Origin of the sequence: Nonomuraea sp. 3-1Str, assembly GCF_031570565.1 — a bacterium.
GTDB lineage: Bacteria > Actinomycetota > Actinomycetes > Streptosporangiales > Streptosporangiaceae > Nonomuraea.
In genome coordinates this window covers 198,636-213,239 of record NZ_JALHBK010000004.1, presented here as the reverse complement: position 1 = coordinate 213,239, position 14,604 = coordinate 198,636, and the positions used below count along the sequence as shown (strand labels likewise).

Here is a 14,604-nt window from a genome sequence, read left to right as displayed (position 1 = left end):
CCCGCAGGTCACAGGCGGGTAGCGACCAAAAAGACCTAAACGACGACTATCGGATAAAGCTCGACTCTGCCTGGGACGGACTTCACCATCCAGATTTCATACCGTGAAATCCCCCCTTGGAGTTCTCATGCGTCTGCGTATACTCGCCGCCCTGACGGCGATCTCCGTCGCGGCCCTGACCGGCTGCGGAGAGAACGCCGGTGGCGGCGCCGCCTCCGGCGGCACCAGCGCCCTTCGGATCATGGCGCCCGCCTCCCCCGGAGGCGGCTGGGACCAGACGTCCCGCGTCGCCGAGCAGGCGATCAAGTCCGCCGACCCCAAGCGCAGGGTCGAGGTCTACAACGTCCCCGGCGCCGGCGGCACCATCGGGCTGTCCCAGCTCGCCGGCGAGAAGGGCAACGGCAACCTGCTGATGACCATGGGCCTGGTCATGCTCGGCGCGATCGAGCAGAACAAGTCCAAGGTCACGCTGGCCGAGACGACGCCCGTCGCCAAGCTGACCGAGGAGTACGAGATCGTCGTGGTCCCGGCCGACTCCCCGCTCAAGCAGCTCTCCGACCTGGTCGCGGCCTGGAAGGCGGACCCGGCCAAGGTCTCCGTGGCCGGCGGCTCGGCCGGCGGCACCGACCACATCGTGGCCGGCCTCATGGCCAAGGCCGCGGGCGTGGACCCCAAGCAGGTCAACTACATCGCCCACTCCGGCGGCGGTGAGGCGCTCAACGCGCTGCTCGGCGGCAAGGTCACGATCGGCGTCTCGGGCATCGGCGAGTTCGCCGAGCACGTGAAGTCCGGCAAGCTGCGCGCCCTCGGCATCACCTCCGGGCAGCGGATCCCCGGCCTCGACGCGCCCACCCTCAAGGAGGGCGGCCTGGACGTCGAGCTGGCCAACTGGCGCGGCTTCGTGGCGCCCGGCGGGATCAGCGACGGCGACAAGCAGGCCCTGACCGACCTGGTGACCAAGATGCACGACTCGCAGGCGTGGAAGGACGCGGTCGCCAAGAACGGCTGGATCGACTCGTTCCAGACGGGCCAGGAGTTCGCCGGCTACCTCAACGCCGAGCAGGCCCGGGTCAAGGGCATCATCGCCGAGATGGGGCTCGTGTCCTGATGTCCTCCCCAGACACACCCGTGCGCGCCCCCTCAGGCGAGCCCTCGTCCGGGGAGGCGCCGCGCCGGTGGTGGCGGCCCGAGCTGGTGCTGGCCCTCGTGGTGCTGGGGCTGGGCGTGTTCGTCATCGTCGGCACGCTCGGCGTGTCGGCGGCGGCCTCGCAGCTCGGTCTCGGCCCGCGGTTCTTCCCGACCCTGGTCGGCGGCGCGATGATCGTCGTGGGCGTCTTCTACGTGGCCGACGTGCTGCGAGGCGGCCAGGGTGACCCCGAGGAGAGCGAGGACGTCGACGCCGGGGCGCCCGCCGACTGGCGCAGCGTCGCGCTGGTGAGCGGGATCTTCCTGGCGTTCGTCACCGTGCTCAACGTCGTGGGGTGGGTCATCGGCTCGGCCCTGCTGTTCTTCGGGCTGTCCGTGGCGCTCGGCGCCGAGCACAAGGTGCGCGCGGCGGTCGTCGGGGTGGTCATCGGGCTCGTCACGTACCTGCTGTTCGTCAGGGGGCTCGGCGTCACGCTGCCGGGCGGCTGGCTGAGGGGGGTGCTGTAGGTGGACTCGCTCCAGCTCCTGCTCGACGGGTTCGGCGCCGCGCTGACCCCGGTCAACCTCATGTACGCGCTGGTCGGCGTCACGCTCGGCACGCTCGTCGGCGTGCTGCCCGGCATCGGCCCGGCCATGACCGTGGCGCTGCTGCTGCCGATCACGTTCACGGTGCCGCCCGCGAGCGCGTTCATCATGTTCGCCGGCATCTACTACGGCGGCATGTACGGCGGCTCGACCACGTCGATCCTGCTCAACACGCCCGGCGAGTCGTCGTCGATGATCACCGCGCTGGAGGGCAACAAGATGGCCCGGCGCGGGCGTGCCGCCCAGGCCCTGGCCACGGCCGCCATCGGCTCGTTCGTGGCCGGGACGATCGCGACCGCGCTGCTCGTCGTCGCCGCCCCCGCGGTGGTGGCCTTCGCCATCTCGTTCGGGCCGGAGGACTACTTCGCGCTGGCGATCCTCGCGTTCACCGCCGTGTCGGCCGTGCTGTCGCGCTCGCTCGTGCGCGGCCTCGCCTCGCTCGGGCTCGGCCTGGTGATCGGGCTCATCGGCATCGACCAGCAGACCGGGCAGGCGCGCCTCACTCTCGGCATCCCGCAACTGCTCGACGGCATCGACGTGGTGATCGTCGCGGTCGGGCTCTTCGCGCTCGGCGAGGCGCTGTACGTGGCCTCGCGGCTGCGTCACTCCACGCCCGAGGTGGTGCCCCTGGGCCGGGCCTGGATGGGCCGCGCCGACTGGGCCCGCTCCTGGGCGCCGTGGCTGCGCGGCACCGCGCTGGGCTTCCCGTTCGGCGCGCTGCCGGGCGGCGGCGCGGAGATCCCCACCTTCCTGTCGTACGCCGCCGAGAAGCGCCTGGCCCGCGGCGTCGCCCGCGAGGAGTACGGCAAGGGCGCCATCGAGGGCGTGGCCGGGCCGGAGGCGGCCAACAACGCCTCCGCGGCCGGCACGCTCGTGCCGCTGCTGACGCTCGGCCTGCCGACCTCGGCGACGGCCGCGATCCTGCTGGCCGCCTTCCAGCAGTACGGCCTGCAGCCCGGTCCGCAGCTGTTCGACCACAACCCCGCGCTGGTGTGGGGCATGATCGCGTCGCTGTTCATCGGCAACACGATGCTGCTGGTGCTGAACCTGCCCCTCGCCCCGCTGTGGGCGCGGGTGCTGCGGATCCCCCGGCCCTACCTGTACGCCGGGATCGTGGTGTTCGCCGCCCTCGGCGTCTACGCCCTGAACGGGACCGTGGTGGACCTGGTCGTGCTGTTCGTGCTGGGACTGCTCGGGTTCGCGATGCGCCGCTTCGGGCTGCCCGTCGCGCCGGCCGTCATCGGCATGATCCTCGGCCCGATGGCGGAGATCCAGCTCCGCCGGGCCCTGGCCATCGGCGCGGGGGACGTCACCGTGCTGGTCAAGAGCCCGGTCGCCGTGGTGCTGCTGGTGCTCGCGCTGGCGGCGCTGCTCACGCCGGTGGTGCGCAAGCTGGCCATGCGTAAGGACCTGGCGCCGGCCGTCATCCACGAAGAGGATTAGCCGCCGTCCTGGGGGGCACTGGCGTCAGTGCTTCTTCAGGGGAGGCGTCAAGGGGATGTGCGAAAGGTCCCGCCGTTCAGGTGCCGGCGGGACCTTTCGCGCGTCCTGAGCGCACTTACTTCGGTGCGCGCCCACGTCGGTGCGCGCCTACTCGGAGACGCCCAGCTTCTCCAGGATCAGCACCCGTGCCCGGGCCGCGTCGGCCTTGCCGCGGCTGGCCTTCATCACGCCGCCGACCAGCGCGCCCACCGCCGCGATCTTGCCGGAGCGGACCTTCTCGACCGCGTCGGCGTTGCCGGCGAGGACCTCGTCGATGATCGCCGACAGCTCGCCCTCGTCATTGACGATCTTGAGGCCGCGCTTGTCGACCACCTCGTCCGCCGTGCCCTCGCCGTTCAGCACGCCTTCGAGCACCTCGCGGGCGAGCTTGTCGTTGAGCGCGCCGGAGGCCACCAGCTCGGTGACGCGGGCGATCTGGGCCGGCGTGATCGGCAGCTCGGCGAGCGCGACGCCGGTCTCGTTGGCGCGGCGGGCCAGCTCGCCCATCCACCACTTGCGCGCGTCGGCCGCCGGAGCGCCCGCCGCCACCGTCGCCTCGACCAGGTCGATCGCGTCGGCGTTGTGCATGGCCTGCATGTCCAGGTCGGACAGCCCCCACTCGGCCTGCAACCGCTGGCGCTTGACCGACGGCAGCTCCGGCAGGGCCGCCTTCAGCTCGGCCACCCACGCCGGGTCGGGCGCGATCGGCACCAGGTCGGGCTCGGGGAAGTAGCGGTAGTCCTGCGCCTCCTCCTTGGACCGGCCGGACGTGGTCGTGCCGGTGTCCTCGTGGAAGTGGCGGGTCTCCTGCACGATCCGGCCGCCGCCGGCCAGGACCGCGGCCTGCCGCTCGATCTCGCTGCGCACCGCCCGCTCGACGCTGCGCAGGGAGTTGACGTTCTTGGTCTCGGTGCGGGTGCCCCACTCCGACGAGCCGCGCGGCATGAGCGAGACGTTGACGTCGCAGCGCAGCGACCCCTCCTCCATGCGCACGTCGGAGACGCCGAGGGAGCGCATGATCTCGCGCAGCTCGGTGACGTACGCCTTGGCCACCTCCGGCGCCAGCCGGTCGGTGCCCGGGATGGGCTTGGTGACGATCTCGACCAGCGGGATGCCGGCCCGGTTGTAGTCGACGATCGAGTAGTCGGCGCCGTGGATGCGACCGGTCGCGCCGCCCATGTGGGTGGACTTGCCGGTGTCCTCCTCCAGGTGGACCCGCTCGATCTCGATGCGCACCGTCTTGCCCTCGACCTCGATGTCGACGTAGCCGTCGAAGCAGAGCGGCTCGTCGTACTGGGAGATCTGGTAGTTCTTCGGCATGTCCGGATAGAAGTAGTTCTTCCGGGCGAAGCGGCACCACTCGGCGATCGAGCAGTTGAGCGCCAGGCCGATGCGGATCGTCGACTCGATCGCCTTCGCGTTGGCCACCGGCAGCGAGCCGGGCAGCGCCAGGCAGGTCGGGCACACGTGCGTGTTGGGCGGCGCGCCGAACGTGGTCGGGCAGCTGCAGAACATCTTCGACGCGGTGCCCATCTCGACGTGCGTCTCCAGGCCGAGCACCGGCTCGAACCGGTCGAGCGCCTCGTCGTAGGGCATCTTCGTGGTCGTACCGGTGTCCGTCACAGTGCCGGAGCCTCCTTCAGCAGCGGGCCGCCCCAGCGGCTCTCCAGGGCCTTCTCGACCGCGGCGCCGACCCGGTAGCAGCGGTCGTCGCCCAGCACCGGGGCCATGATCTGCAGGCCGACCGGCAGGCCGTCCTCGTCGGCCAGGCCGCACGGCACCGAGATCGCCGCGTTGCCGGCCAGGTTGGTCGGGATCGTGCACAGGTCGGCGAGGTACATCGCCATCGGGTCGTCGGCGCGCTCGCCGATCGGGAACGCCGTCGTGGGCGTCGTCGGCGAGACCAGCACGTCCACCTGGTGGTAGGCGGCCTCGAACTCGCGCGAGATGACCGTGCGCACCTTCTGCGCCTGGCCGTAGTAGGCGTCGTAGTAGCCGCTCGACAGGGCGTAGGTGCCCAGCATGATGCGCCGCTTGACCTCGGGGCCGAAGCCGGCGGCCCGGGTCAGCGCCATGACCTCCTCGGCGCTGCGGGTGCCGTCGTCGCCGACGCGCAGGCCGTACCGCATGGCGTCGAAGCGCGCCAGGTTGGAGGAGCACTCCGACGGCGCGATCAGGTAGTACGCGGGCAGCGCGGTCGCGAACGACGGGCAGGACACCTCGACGACCTTGGCGCCGAGCGACTCCAGCACCGCCACGGCCTCGTGGAAGCGGGCCAGCACGCCGGGCTGGTAGCCGTCGCCGCCGAACTCCTTGACCACGCCGACCCGCAGGCCCGCCACGTCGCCCTGCCGGGCCGCCTCCACCACGGAGGGCACCGGCGCGTCGATCGAGGTCGAGTCCATCGGGTCGTGCCCGGAGAACGCCTCGTGCAGCAGCGCCGCGTCCAGCACGTTGCGGGCGAACGGGCCCGGCGTGTCGAGCGAGCTGGCGAACGCGATCAGGCCATAGCGGGACGAACCACCGTAGGTCGGCTTCATGCCGACGATGCCGGTGACCGCCGCGGGCTGCCGGATCGAGCCGCCCGTGTCGGTACCGGTCGACAGCGGCGCCTCGTACGCGGCGACGGCCGCGCTCGAACCACCCGACGAGCCACCCGGGATCCTGTCCAGGTCCCACGGGTTGCGGGTCGGGCCGTAGGCGGAGTTCTCGGTGGAGGAGCCCATCGCGAACTCGTCCAGGTTGGTCTTGCCCAGGATGACCAGCCCGGCCTCGCGCAGGCGGCGCGTGACGGTCGCGTCGTACGGCGGGTGCCAGCCTTCGAGGATCTTGGACGCGGCCGTGGTCGGCATGTCCTCGGTGGCGAAGATGTCCTTGTGCGCGATGGGCACGCCGGCCAGCGGGCCGAGCCGCTCACCGGCGCGCAGCCGCTCGTCGACGGCGCGCGCCTGGCCGAGCGTCACCTCCCGGTCGACGTGCAGGAACGCGTTGACCTTCGGCTCGACCTCGGCGATGCGGTCGAGGTGCGCCTCGGCCACCTCGACGGCCGACACCTCGCCGGCCGCGATCATCGCGCCGAGCTCGGCGGCGGTCTTACGAATCAAGCTCATGCCTCCTCCCCGAGGATGCGCGGCACCCGGAAGCGGTCGTCCTCGACGGCGGGAGCGCCGGAGAGCGCCTGCTCGGGCGTCAGGGACGGTCGCACCTCGTCGGCACGGAAGACATTGGTCAGCGGGAGCGCGTGCGACGACGGCGGCACGTCCTCGGCGGCGACCTCGGCTACCTTCGCGACCGACTCGATGATGGCATCGAGCTGCGTGGCGTAGTGGTCGAGCTCGTCGTCGGTGAGCGCCAGCCTGGACAACCGGGCCAGGTGTGCGACCTCGTCGCGGGTTATGGCGGACATGAGTCGTTGAACCCGTTTCGTGGATGGAGTTTGGACACTCACATCCTAGGGGCCTTGACGGATCGCCTCCGAACCATTAACCACCTGGAAACACGCGCCCCGCCCGCACTCACCCGTACAGCTCCGCGAGGCCGACGGTCCTGACGTCCCGCTCCCCCAGCAGCGCGCCGTCGAACCCCAGGCCGCTCTGACCTGCTCCCCGCCCTGAAGGGACGGAGATTCCCGTACCGCTATGCGGCAGCTCGTGCCGCATGGCGGCCCGTGCTGTGGAATGGGTGCTTGACATCTCGCGGACCCGGGTGGGTCTCCTTCGGCCCTCACCAGCAGCCACCAGCTCGGCGCCATCACCACCTGGTAGGAGGTGAGCACAGCCACCCAAGGATGTAGGAGTGTACTTCGACGAAGTGTACTCCTATCTCCTACGCCGTCTGGGTGACCTCCGGGCGGTAGCCGTACTCGATGTCCGAGGTGGAGGGGTCGAAGCGGTCGCGGAGCCAGGCCGTGGCGTCGGCCGGGGGCATCGGCTTGCCGAACAGCCAGCCCTGGCCGAGGTCGCAGCCCATCTCCGCCAGGCGCAGGGCGACCGCGTCCGTCTCGACGCCCTCGGCGACCGAGCGCAGCCCGATCGAGCGGACCAGGTCGACGATCGAGCGCACGATGCGCGCGTCGTCCTCGGACTCGGCGATCCGCCGCACGAACGACGCGTCGATCTTGACCTCGGAGATGGCCAGCCGCTGGAGCCGGATGAGCGAGGAGTAGCCGGTGCCGAAGTCGTCCAGCGCGAGCGGCACCCCGAGCGCGGCCAGCGCCTTGATCGCCTCGTGCTGGTAGACCTGGTCGCCCATGAGGATGCGCTCGGTGACCTCCAGCTGGATGGCGGCCGGCGGGAGCTGGTACTTGGCCAGCCCCATCTCCAGCTGCTCCGGCAGCGCGGAGTCGAGCAGGTCGCGGGCCGAGATGTTGACCGAGATCCGCACCCGCAGGCCCGTGTGCCACCAGCGGGCCGCCTGCTCCAGCGCGCTGTCGATGACGTACGCGGTGAGCTGGCGCATCAGGTAGGACTGCTCGGCCAGCGGGATGAACTCCGACGGCGCGATCGGCCCGTGCACCGGGTGGCGCCAGCGCAGCAGCGCCTCCACCCCGTGGACGGCCGCGTCGGTGAGACTCACCTTGGGCTGGTAGTGCAGCCGCAGCTCGCCGTTGTCGACGGCGCGGCGCAGGTCGCCGAGGAGGTTGAGACGCTCGGGCGAGTTGCGGTCCTTGTTCGGCTGGTAGAGCTCCACGCCCGTGCGGCTCTCCTTGGCGAGGTACATGGCCACGTCGGCGCGTTGCAGCAGCAGCTCGAAGTCGGGGGCGTGGTCGGGGTAGAGGGCGATGCCGACCGAGCCGTCGAGATCGAACGTCATGCCCTCCAGGCGCACGGGCTCGGTCAGGGCCGCCCGCAACCGGGCCGCCACCTCGCGTGCCGCGTGGGCGTCGCGGATGGAGGGCAGGAGCACGGCGAACTCGTCGCCGCCCAGCCGGGCCACGACGTCACCGGGACGCACGGAGTGGGTGAGCCGGTGGGCGACCATCTGCAGCAGCCGGTCGCCCACCGGGTGCCCCATCGTGTCGTTGACCTCCTTGAACCGGTCGAGGTCCAGCAGGAACAGGCCGACCCGCTCGTCCTGGCGGGCCTCGGCCAGCGCCTCCTCGGTGCTGACGATGAGCATCTTGCGGTTGGGCAGGCCGGTCAGCTCGTCGTGCATGGCCTGGTGGTCGCGGCGCATCGACAGCGTGGCGGTGAAGTAGACGGCGGCCAGCGGCGCCACGAACAGCGGCACCATCTCCGGCGCCTGGCTCATGACGACCACGACCAGCGGCGCGAGACCGAGCAGGCCCGCGTACACGAGGCTCTGCGGCCCGGCAGAGGCCCTGAGCACCCGCACGATCGAGCGGCGCTCGTGCAGGGCGACGGCGCCGCTGACCAGCGCGGCCCGGATGGCGAAGTAGGCGACGCCGGCGATGCCGAGCGCGGCCAGGTCGCTCCCGTCGGGCACCCACGGCCGCGCCGGGCTCGGCATGATGCCGAACACGCCCAGCACCACGGCGGCGGCGGTCAGCGCCAGCGTCGACTGCGCGGTGTTGAACATCACCCGGTGCCACGCCCGGCGCGTCACCACACCGTTGATCACGACGGCCACGCACTGCATGAGCACCGCCACGGGCAGGCCGAAGTGCAGCAGCACGGCGAAGGTGAACATCGTGGAGGGGTAGGTGCCGCCCACCACGGCCGCGGAGGACACCATCACGGGCCGCAGCTCTCCCAGGATGACCAGGACGGCCAGCACCCAGAACAGGGGCGTGCGGGCGAGCTCCACCAGGGGCGCGGGATCCAGCCTCAGCAGGGCCACGATCAGGGCGGTGAAGCCGATCACGGTGATGCCCGCGAGGTACGCCCACAGGGGCGTGCCGACGCGTGGTCCTGTGTCGCGGGTGTCGGTTGGGTCAGTCATCGGTAAACAGAACCCCCATCAGGTCACTATGGGAGGGTACGACCTTTACCCCACTTCGCGAAACCAAGCGCGTACGTTCCGTCACTTCTCCTTTCGGACATATGCCCGGAAAGCACACTGTGTAGACAGCATATCGACGCTCTGTACCTGCGCGATGGCTTTCGGCCCTTTTGCTCCCCGCCGATGTGATCCGTTCGCTCCCCGGGCGTGTCGCCCAGCGCCCCGCCCCGCTCCCCACGTCGTGTCACGCAGGGGACCGGCCTGCTCCCCACGTCGTGTCACACAGGAAACCGGCCTGTTGCCCACGTCCTGGCACACAAGAAGCCGGCCGTCTCCCCGCGACGTGTCACACAGGACCTCGCCCCTGCCTCCTGGCGCCCGGCCGGGCGGGGCGGCGATCGGGCCCGGTCACCCCTCCGGCGTCACCGCCGCCTTGGCCGCCGCCTCCGGCCCGTCCTTGAGCAGGACCTCGAAGCCCGCCTCGTCCAGGATCGGCACCCCCAGGCTGACCGCCTTGTCGTACTTGGACCCGGCGTTCTCCCCGACGACCACGAACGAGGTCTTCTTCGACACCGACCCCGACACCTTGCCGCCCCGGCTGGTGAGCGCCTCGGCCGCGGAGTCGCGCGTGTAGCCCTCCAGCGTGCCCGTCACCACGAACGTGAGCCCGTCGAGGATCTGCGGCCCCTTCTCCGGCGCCGGCTCGTCCTCCATGCGCACCCCGGCCGCGCGCCAGCGCTCGACGATCTCGTGGTGCCAGTCGACCTGGAACCACTCGCGGATCGTGGCCGCCGTACGGGGCCCGATGTCCTTGACCGCGGCCAGCTCCTCCTCCGAGGCGTTCATGATGGCGTCCATCGAACGCAGCTCGCCGGCGAGCAGCCTGGCCGTGGGCGGGCCGATGTGACGGATCGACAGCGCCACCAGGACACGCCAGAGCGGCACCTGCTTGGCCTGCTCCAGCGACTCCATGAGCTTGAGCGCGTTCTGGCTGGCCTCGCCGTTGAGGTTGGAGAAGAACGAGACGACCTTCTCCTCGCCCGTCTTCGAGTCGATCTTGGGCAGGCCGCTGTCCATGTCGCGCACCACGGACCGGATCGGGATGAGCTGGTCGAGCGTCAGGTCGAACAGGTCGGCCTCGGTGCGCACCACCGGCTCCTGCGGCGGCAGCGGCTGGCTGAGCGCGGTGGCCGCGACGTAACCCAGGCCGTCGATGTCGAGGGCGCTGCGCCCGGCCGCGAAGTAGAGGCGCTCGCGGATCTGCGCGGGGCAGCCGCGGGCGTTGGGGCAGCGCAGGTCGGCGTCGCCCTCACGCTCGTAGGCCAGCTCGGTGCCGCACTCGGGGCAATGCGTCGGCATGACGAACTCCCGCTCGGAGCCGTCGCGCAGCGCCGTCACCGGCCCGACGACCTCAGGGATGACGTCGCCGGCCTTGCGCAGCACCACGGTGTCGCCGATCAGCACGCCCTTCTTGACCACGATCGCGGCGTTGTGCAGGGTGGCCCGCTCCACCGTGGACCCGGCCACGGTCACCGGCTCCATCACCGCGAACGGCGTGACGCGGCCGGTGCGGCCGACGCCCACCTGGATGTCGAGGAGCTTGGTGTTGACCTCCTCCGGCGGGTACTTGTAGGCGATCGCCCAGCGCGGCGCCCGCGAGGTGGAGCCCAGCTCCCTCTGGAGGCGGAAGTCGTCCACCTTGACCACCACGCCGTCGATCTCGTACGCGGGGTCGTGCCGGTGGACGTGGTAGTGCTCGATGAACTCGTTGACCTCGGCCGCGCTGCCCACGACCTGGTACAGGTCGCTCACCGGCAGCCCGAAGGCGCGCAGCCGCTCGTACATCTCGGACTGGGTGCGCGGCGGGGTGGCGCCCTCCCAGACGCCGACCCCGTGGACGATCATGCGGAGCGGCCGCTGCGCGGTGATGCGCGGGTCCTTCTGCCGCAGGGTGCCGGCCGCGGAGTTGCGCGGGTTGGCGAAGGGGGGCTTGCCCTGCTCGACGAGCTGCTCGTTGAGCGTCTTGAAGTCGGCGACCGGGATGTAGACCTCGCCGCGCACCTCGACCAGGCTGGGCACGTCATCGCCCGTCAGCCGGTGGGGCACGCCCCTGATGGTGCGGACGTTGGCCGTCACGTCGTCGCCGGTGCGGCCGTCGCCCCGGGTCGCGCCGCGCTCCAGCCTGCCGTCTCGGTAGACGAGCGCGATCGCGAGCCCGTCGATCTTGAGCTCCACGAGGTAGGGGCCGGGGTCGCGCTCGGCGAGCCGCTCGGCGCGCGCCTGCCAGGCGGCCATGTCGGCGGCGTTGAACGCGTTGTCGAGGCTCTCCATGCGGGCGAGGTGATCGACCTTGGCGAAGTCGCCCGAGACCGGCGCGCCCACCTTCTGGGTCGGCGAGTCGGGCGTCTGGAGCGAGGGGTGCGCCTCCTCCAGCGCCAGCAGCTCGTTGAACCAGGCGTCGAACTGGGCGTCGCTGACCGTGGGCTGGTCGAGCACGTAGTAGCGCCAGCGGGCCTCCTCCACCAGCTCCGACACCTCGGCATGCCGCTTCAGCGCCTCCACCGGCACGCCCCCGGCCTCGGTGTTCAGCTCGCTCACGCCGGCACCCCTTCCTTCCTCGACCCCTGGGAGAACGCTATCGCCGGGCACCGACAAGATTGGCCAGGTGGGGGCGTCATTCGGCGCCCCCCGCCTCCGGATCATCACGGAGCACCCGGGCCGCCTTCCGGCAGGCCGCCAATGCCGCCCTCGCGTAGGCGGGCGAGGCCCCGGCCAGCCCGCACGACGGTGTGAGCACCACCTGCCCGGCCAGCCGCTCCGCCGGGAACCCGAGTCGCCGCCACAGCTCCACGGCGGGCTTGGCGACGACGCCCACGTCCGGCAGCCGCGTGTCGGTGCCGGGCACCACGCCGAGGAACAGCAGCAGCCCGGCCTCCACCGCCTCGCCGACCGCCTCCTCGTCACGCCGCCTGACCAGGGAGGCGTCCACGGAGACGCCGCGCACGCCCGCGCGGCGCAGCAGGTCGTACGGGACGGACGGCGCGCAGCAGTGGACGATCGGCGCGGGGAACCCGCGCAGCGACGCCTCCACCCGCCACTCCTCCACGGCGGCCAGCCGGCCGAAGCCCGAGGCGGTCGGCACGGTGCCGGCCAGCACCCCCGGCAGGCCGGGCTCGTCGAGCTGGAGCACCACCTCGGTGACGCCGGGCAGGCGCCGCCGCACCTCCGCGATGTGCTCGGCGACGCCCTGCGCGAGGGAGTCGGCCAGGTCGCGCACGGCCCCGTGGTCGGACAGCACCTTGTCGCCGTGGCGCAGCTCCAGCGCGCCCGCCAGCGTCCACGGGCCGCACACCTGCACCTTCAACGGCCCCTCGTAGGCGTGGCCCACCTCCTCCAGGCCGTCGAGGTCGCGCCGGAGGTGGTCCACGGCCCGCTGGTGGTCGCGCCCCGGCCGGCCGGTCAGCCGCCAGCCCGACGGCTGCACCTCCACCGGGAGCTCCACCAGCAGCCCCGCCGTACGGCCGATCATGTCCGCGCCCACTCCCCGGGCGGGGAGCTCCGGAAGGTAGGGCAGGTCCGGCAGCTCGCCGAACACCAGCCGCGCCGCCTCCAGGTGATCCTGCCCCGGCTGCGACCCGACCCCGGTGGCTTCCCACGTCAACATGGGACAAGCGTAGGCTCTCCAAGATGAGACTCACCAAATATGGCCACGCCTGCGTGCGGCTGGAGAAGGACGGCAAGGTCCTCGTCATCGACCCGGGGATGTTCAGCGAGGCCGAGGCCCTGGACGGCGCCGACGCGGTGCTGATCACCCACCAGCACGCCGACCACGTCGTCCCCGACCGGCTGAGGGCCGCCCCGGCGGAGCTGGAGATCTGGACGTGCGAGGCGGTCGCCGAGGAGCTGGCCGCGGCGGAAGGCGTGCCCGCCAAGGTCCGGACGGTGCGCCACGGCGACACGTTCGAGGTGGCGGGGTTCGGGGTGAAGGCGTTCGGCGAGTGGCACGCGGCCAACCACCCCGACATGCCGATCGTGCAGAACGTCGGCTTCATGATCGACGACGAGGTGTTCTACCCGGGCGACGCGCTCACGGTGCCCGAAGCCGACGTGCCGACCCTCCTGGTGCCCACCTCCGCGCCGTGGCTCAGGTTGCCGGACATGGTCGAGTACCTGCGCACGGTACGGCCGGCGCGGGCGTACTCCACGCACGACGCGCTGTACAGCGACGTGGGGCTGGGCCTGCTGGACAGCTGGCTCAAGCTCGAGTCGGACAAGCAGGGCGCCGACATCCGGCGGATCCCCGTCGGCGAGTCGGTCACCCTCGGCTGACAGCGCCACCCTCGGCCTTGCCCGCGCGCGGGAGCGCGGGCCTCGGGTCAGACGGCGTGGCTGATCGTGGCGCTGCCGATGACGGTCGCGCCGGAGTAGAGCACCGCCGCCTGGCCCGCGGCGACGCCCGTGGCCGGGCGGTCCAGCTCGATGCGCAGCCCGTCGCCGGTCTCCTCGAAGCGGCACCCGTACACCTCGCCGTGCGCGCGGAGCTGGACGGTGAGGTCGCGGAGCCGGCCGGGCGGGTCGTCGTGGACGGCCGGCCCGTTCCAGACCGGGCGGCCGCACGTGATCGTCGTGACCTCCAGCGCCGACCGCGGCCCCACGGTGACCGTGTTGGACACCGGCTCGATCGACAGCACGTAGCGCGGCCTGCCGTCGGAGGCCGGCCGGTCGATGCGCAGGCCCTTGCGCTGCCCCACCGTGAACCCGTGGGCCCCCTGGTGACTGCCCACCACCTCGCCCGACTCGTCGACGATCGGCCCCTCGGCCTCGCCCAGCCGCTTCGCCAGGAAGCCCCGCGTGTCGCCGTCGGCGATGAAGCAGATGTCGTGGCTGTCGGGCTTGTCGGCGACGGTCAGGCCGCGCCGGGCGGCCTCCTCGCGCACCTCGGCCTTGGTGGAGTCGCCCAGCGGGAAGATCGCGTGGCTGAGCTGCTCGCGGGTGAGCACGCCCAGCACGTACGACTGGTCCTTGCCCTGGTCGACGCTGCGGGACAGCACGCCGTCCACGAGCCTGGCGTGATGGCCGGTCGCCACGGCGTCGAAGCCGAGCGCCAGCGCCCGGTCGAGCACCGCCGCGAACTTGATCTTCTCGTTGCAGCGCAGGCACGGGTTGGGCGTGCGGCCCGCCGCGTACTCGGCCACGAAGTCCTCGACCACGTCACGCTGGAAGCGCTCGGCCATGTCCCAGATGTAGAACGGGATGCCGATCACGTCGGCGGCGCGGCGCGCGTCCCGCGAGTCCTCGATCGTGCAGCAGCCCCTGGCTCCCGTACGGTGGGATTGAGGGTTGGCCGACAGGGCGAGATGGACACCGGTCACCTCGTGGCCGGCCTCGGCGATCCGGGCCGCGGCTACGGCTGAGTCGACGCCGCCCGACATGGCGGCAAGCACACGCAATCCCATGACGTTCCAAGCGTACTGTCCCGTGGAGAGTGCG

The 14,604-nt window shown here is 71.7% G+C and carries 11 protein-coding genes; 4 read left to right on the top strand and 7 right to left on the bottom strand.

All coding sequences use genetic code 11. The annotated features are described in order from the left end of the window. Nucleotides 1-127 precede the first annotated feature (127 nt). From MTP10_RS09775 to MTP10_RS09765, 3 genes are read left to right on the top strand one after another with little or no spacing between them, the layout of a single operon-like run. Nucleotides 128-1,108 carry a tripartite tricarboxylate transporter substrate binding protein gene (locus MTP10_RS09775; protein WP_310708735.1) on the top strand — a complete coding sequence of 327 codons (981 nt, stop codon included), beginning with the start codon at nt 128-130 and terminating at the stop codon, nt 1,106-1,108. Then, a complete protein-coding gene (locus MTP10_RS09770; RefSeq protein ID WP_310708734.1) occupies nt 1,108-1,653 on the top strand; it encodes a tripartite tricarboxylate transporter TctB family protein in 546 nt (181 codons plus the stop codon). Before MTP10_RS09775 ends, MTP10_RS09770 begins: the two co-directional genes overlap by 1 nt. Beyond that, a complete protein-coding gene (locus MTP10_RS09765; protein WP_310708733.1) occupies nt 1,654-3,174 on the top strand; it encodes a tripartite tricarboxylate transporter permease in 1,521 nt (506 codons plus the stop codon). 147 nt (nt 3,175-3,321) lie between these two features. On the opposite strand, the gene gatB is transcribed toward MTP10_RS09765, so the two are convergent. The 6 genes from gatB to MTP10_RS09735 all read right to left on the bottom strand — a co-directional run bounded on the left by gatB (nt 3,322) and on the right by MTP10_RS09735 (nt 12,778). After that, nucleotides 3,322-4,809, bottom strand: a complete 1,488-nt coding sequence (gene gatB / locus MTP10_RS09760) for an Asp-tRNA(Asn)/Glu-tRNA(Gln) amidotransferase subunit GatB (RefSeq protein WP_310708878.1) — start codon at nt 4,807-4,809, stop codon at nt 3,322-3,324. Nucleotides 4,810-4,832: 23 nt separating this feature from the next. Continuing rightward, on the bottom strand, nt 4,833-6,323 hold the full coding sequence (gatA, locus tag MTP10_RS09755; protein WP_310708732.1) for an Asp-tRNA(Asn)/Glu-tRNA(Gln) amidotransferase subunit GatA: 1,491 nt from the start codon (nt 6,321-6,323) through the stop codon (nt 4,833-4,835). Next, on the bottom strand, nt 6,320-6,619 hold the full coding sequence (gene gatC / locus MTP10_RS09750) for an Asp-tRNA(Asn)/Glu-tRNA(Gln) amidotransferase subunit GatC (RefSeq protein ID WP_113699768.1): 300 nt from the start codon (nt 6,617-6,619) through the stop codon (nt 6,320-6,322). The genes gatA and gatC overlap by 4 nt, the downstream gene beginning before the upstream one ends. 419 nt (nt 6,620-7,038) lie before the next feature. Beyond that, on the bottom strand, nt 7,039-9,114 hold the full coding sequence (locus tag MTP10_RS09745; RefSeq protein ID WP_310708731.1) for an EAL domain-containing protein: 2,076 nt from the start codon (nt 9,112-9,114) through the stop codon (nt 7,039-7,041). A gap of 408 nt (nt 9,115-9,522) precedes the next feature. Continuing rightward, nucleotides 9,523-11,712, bottom strand: a complete 2,190-nt coding sequence (ligA, locus tag MTP10_RS09740; RefSeq protein ID WP_310708730.1) for an NAD-dependent DNA ligase LigA — start codon at nt 11,710-11,712, stop codon at nt 9,523-9,525. Nucleotides 11,713-11,788: 76 nt separating this feature from the next. Next, entirely contained in the window at nt 11,789-12,778 is a 990-nt protein-coding gene (locus tag MTP10_RS09735; RefSeq protein WP_310708729.1) for a methionine synthase, read from the bottom strand. Between the two features lie 23 nt (nt 12,779-12,801). Here MTP10_RS09735 and MTP10_RS09730 point away from each other — a divergent pair, with 23 nt between their 5' ends. Beyond that, nucleotides 12,802-13,443: an MBL fold metallo-hydrolase gene (locus MTP10_RS09730; protein WP_310708728.1), complete on the top strand. Its 642-nt coding sequence runs from the start codon at nt 12,802-12,804 to the stop codon at nt 13,441-13,443. A 47-nt stretch (nt 13,444-13,490) separates the two neighbouring features. Here the strand turns inward: MTP10_RS09730 and mnmA are convergent, their stop codons facing one another. Continuing rightward, nucleotides 13,491-14,570 (bottom strand): tRNA 2-thiouridine(34) synthase MnmA, encoded by a 1,080-nt coding sequence (mnmA, locus tag MTP10_RS09725; protein ID WP_310708727.1) that lies wholly within the window; start codon nt 14,568-14,570, stop codon nt 13,491-13,493. Between the last annotated feature and the right edge of the window lie 34 nt (nt 14,571-14,604).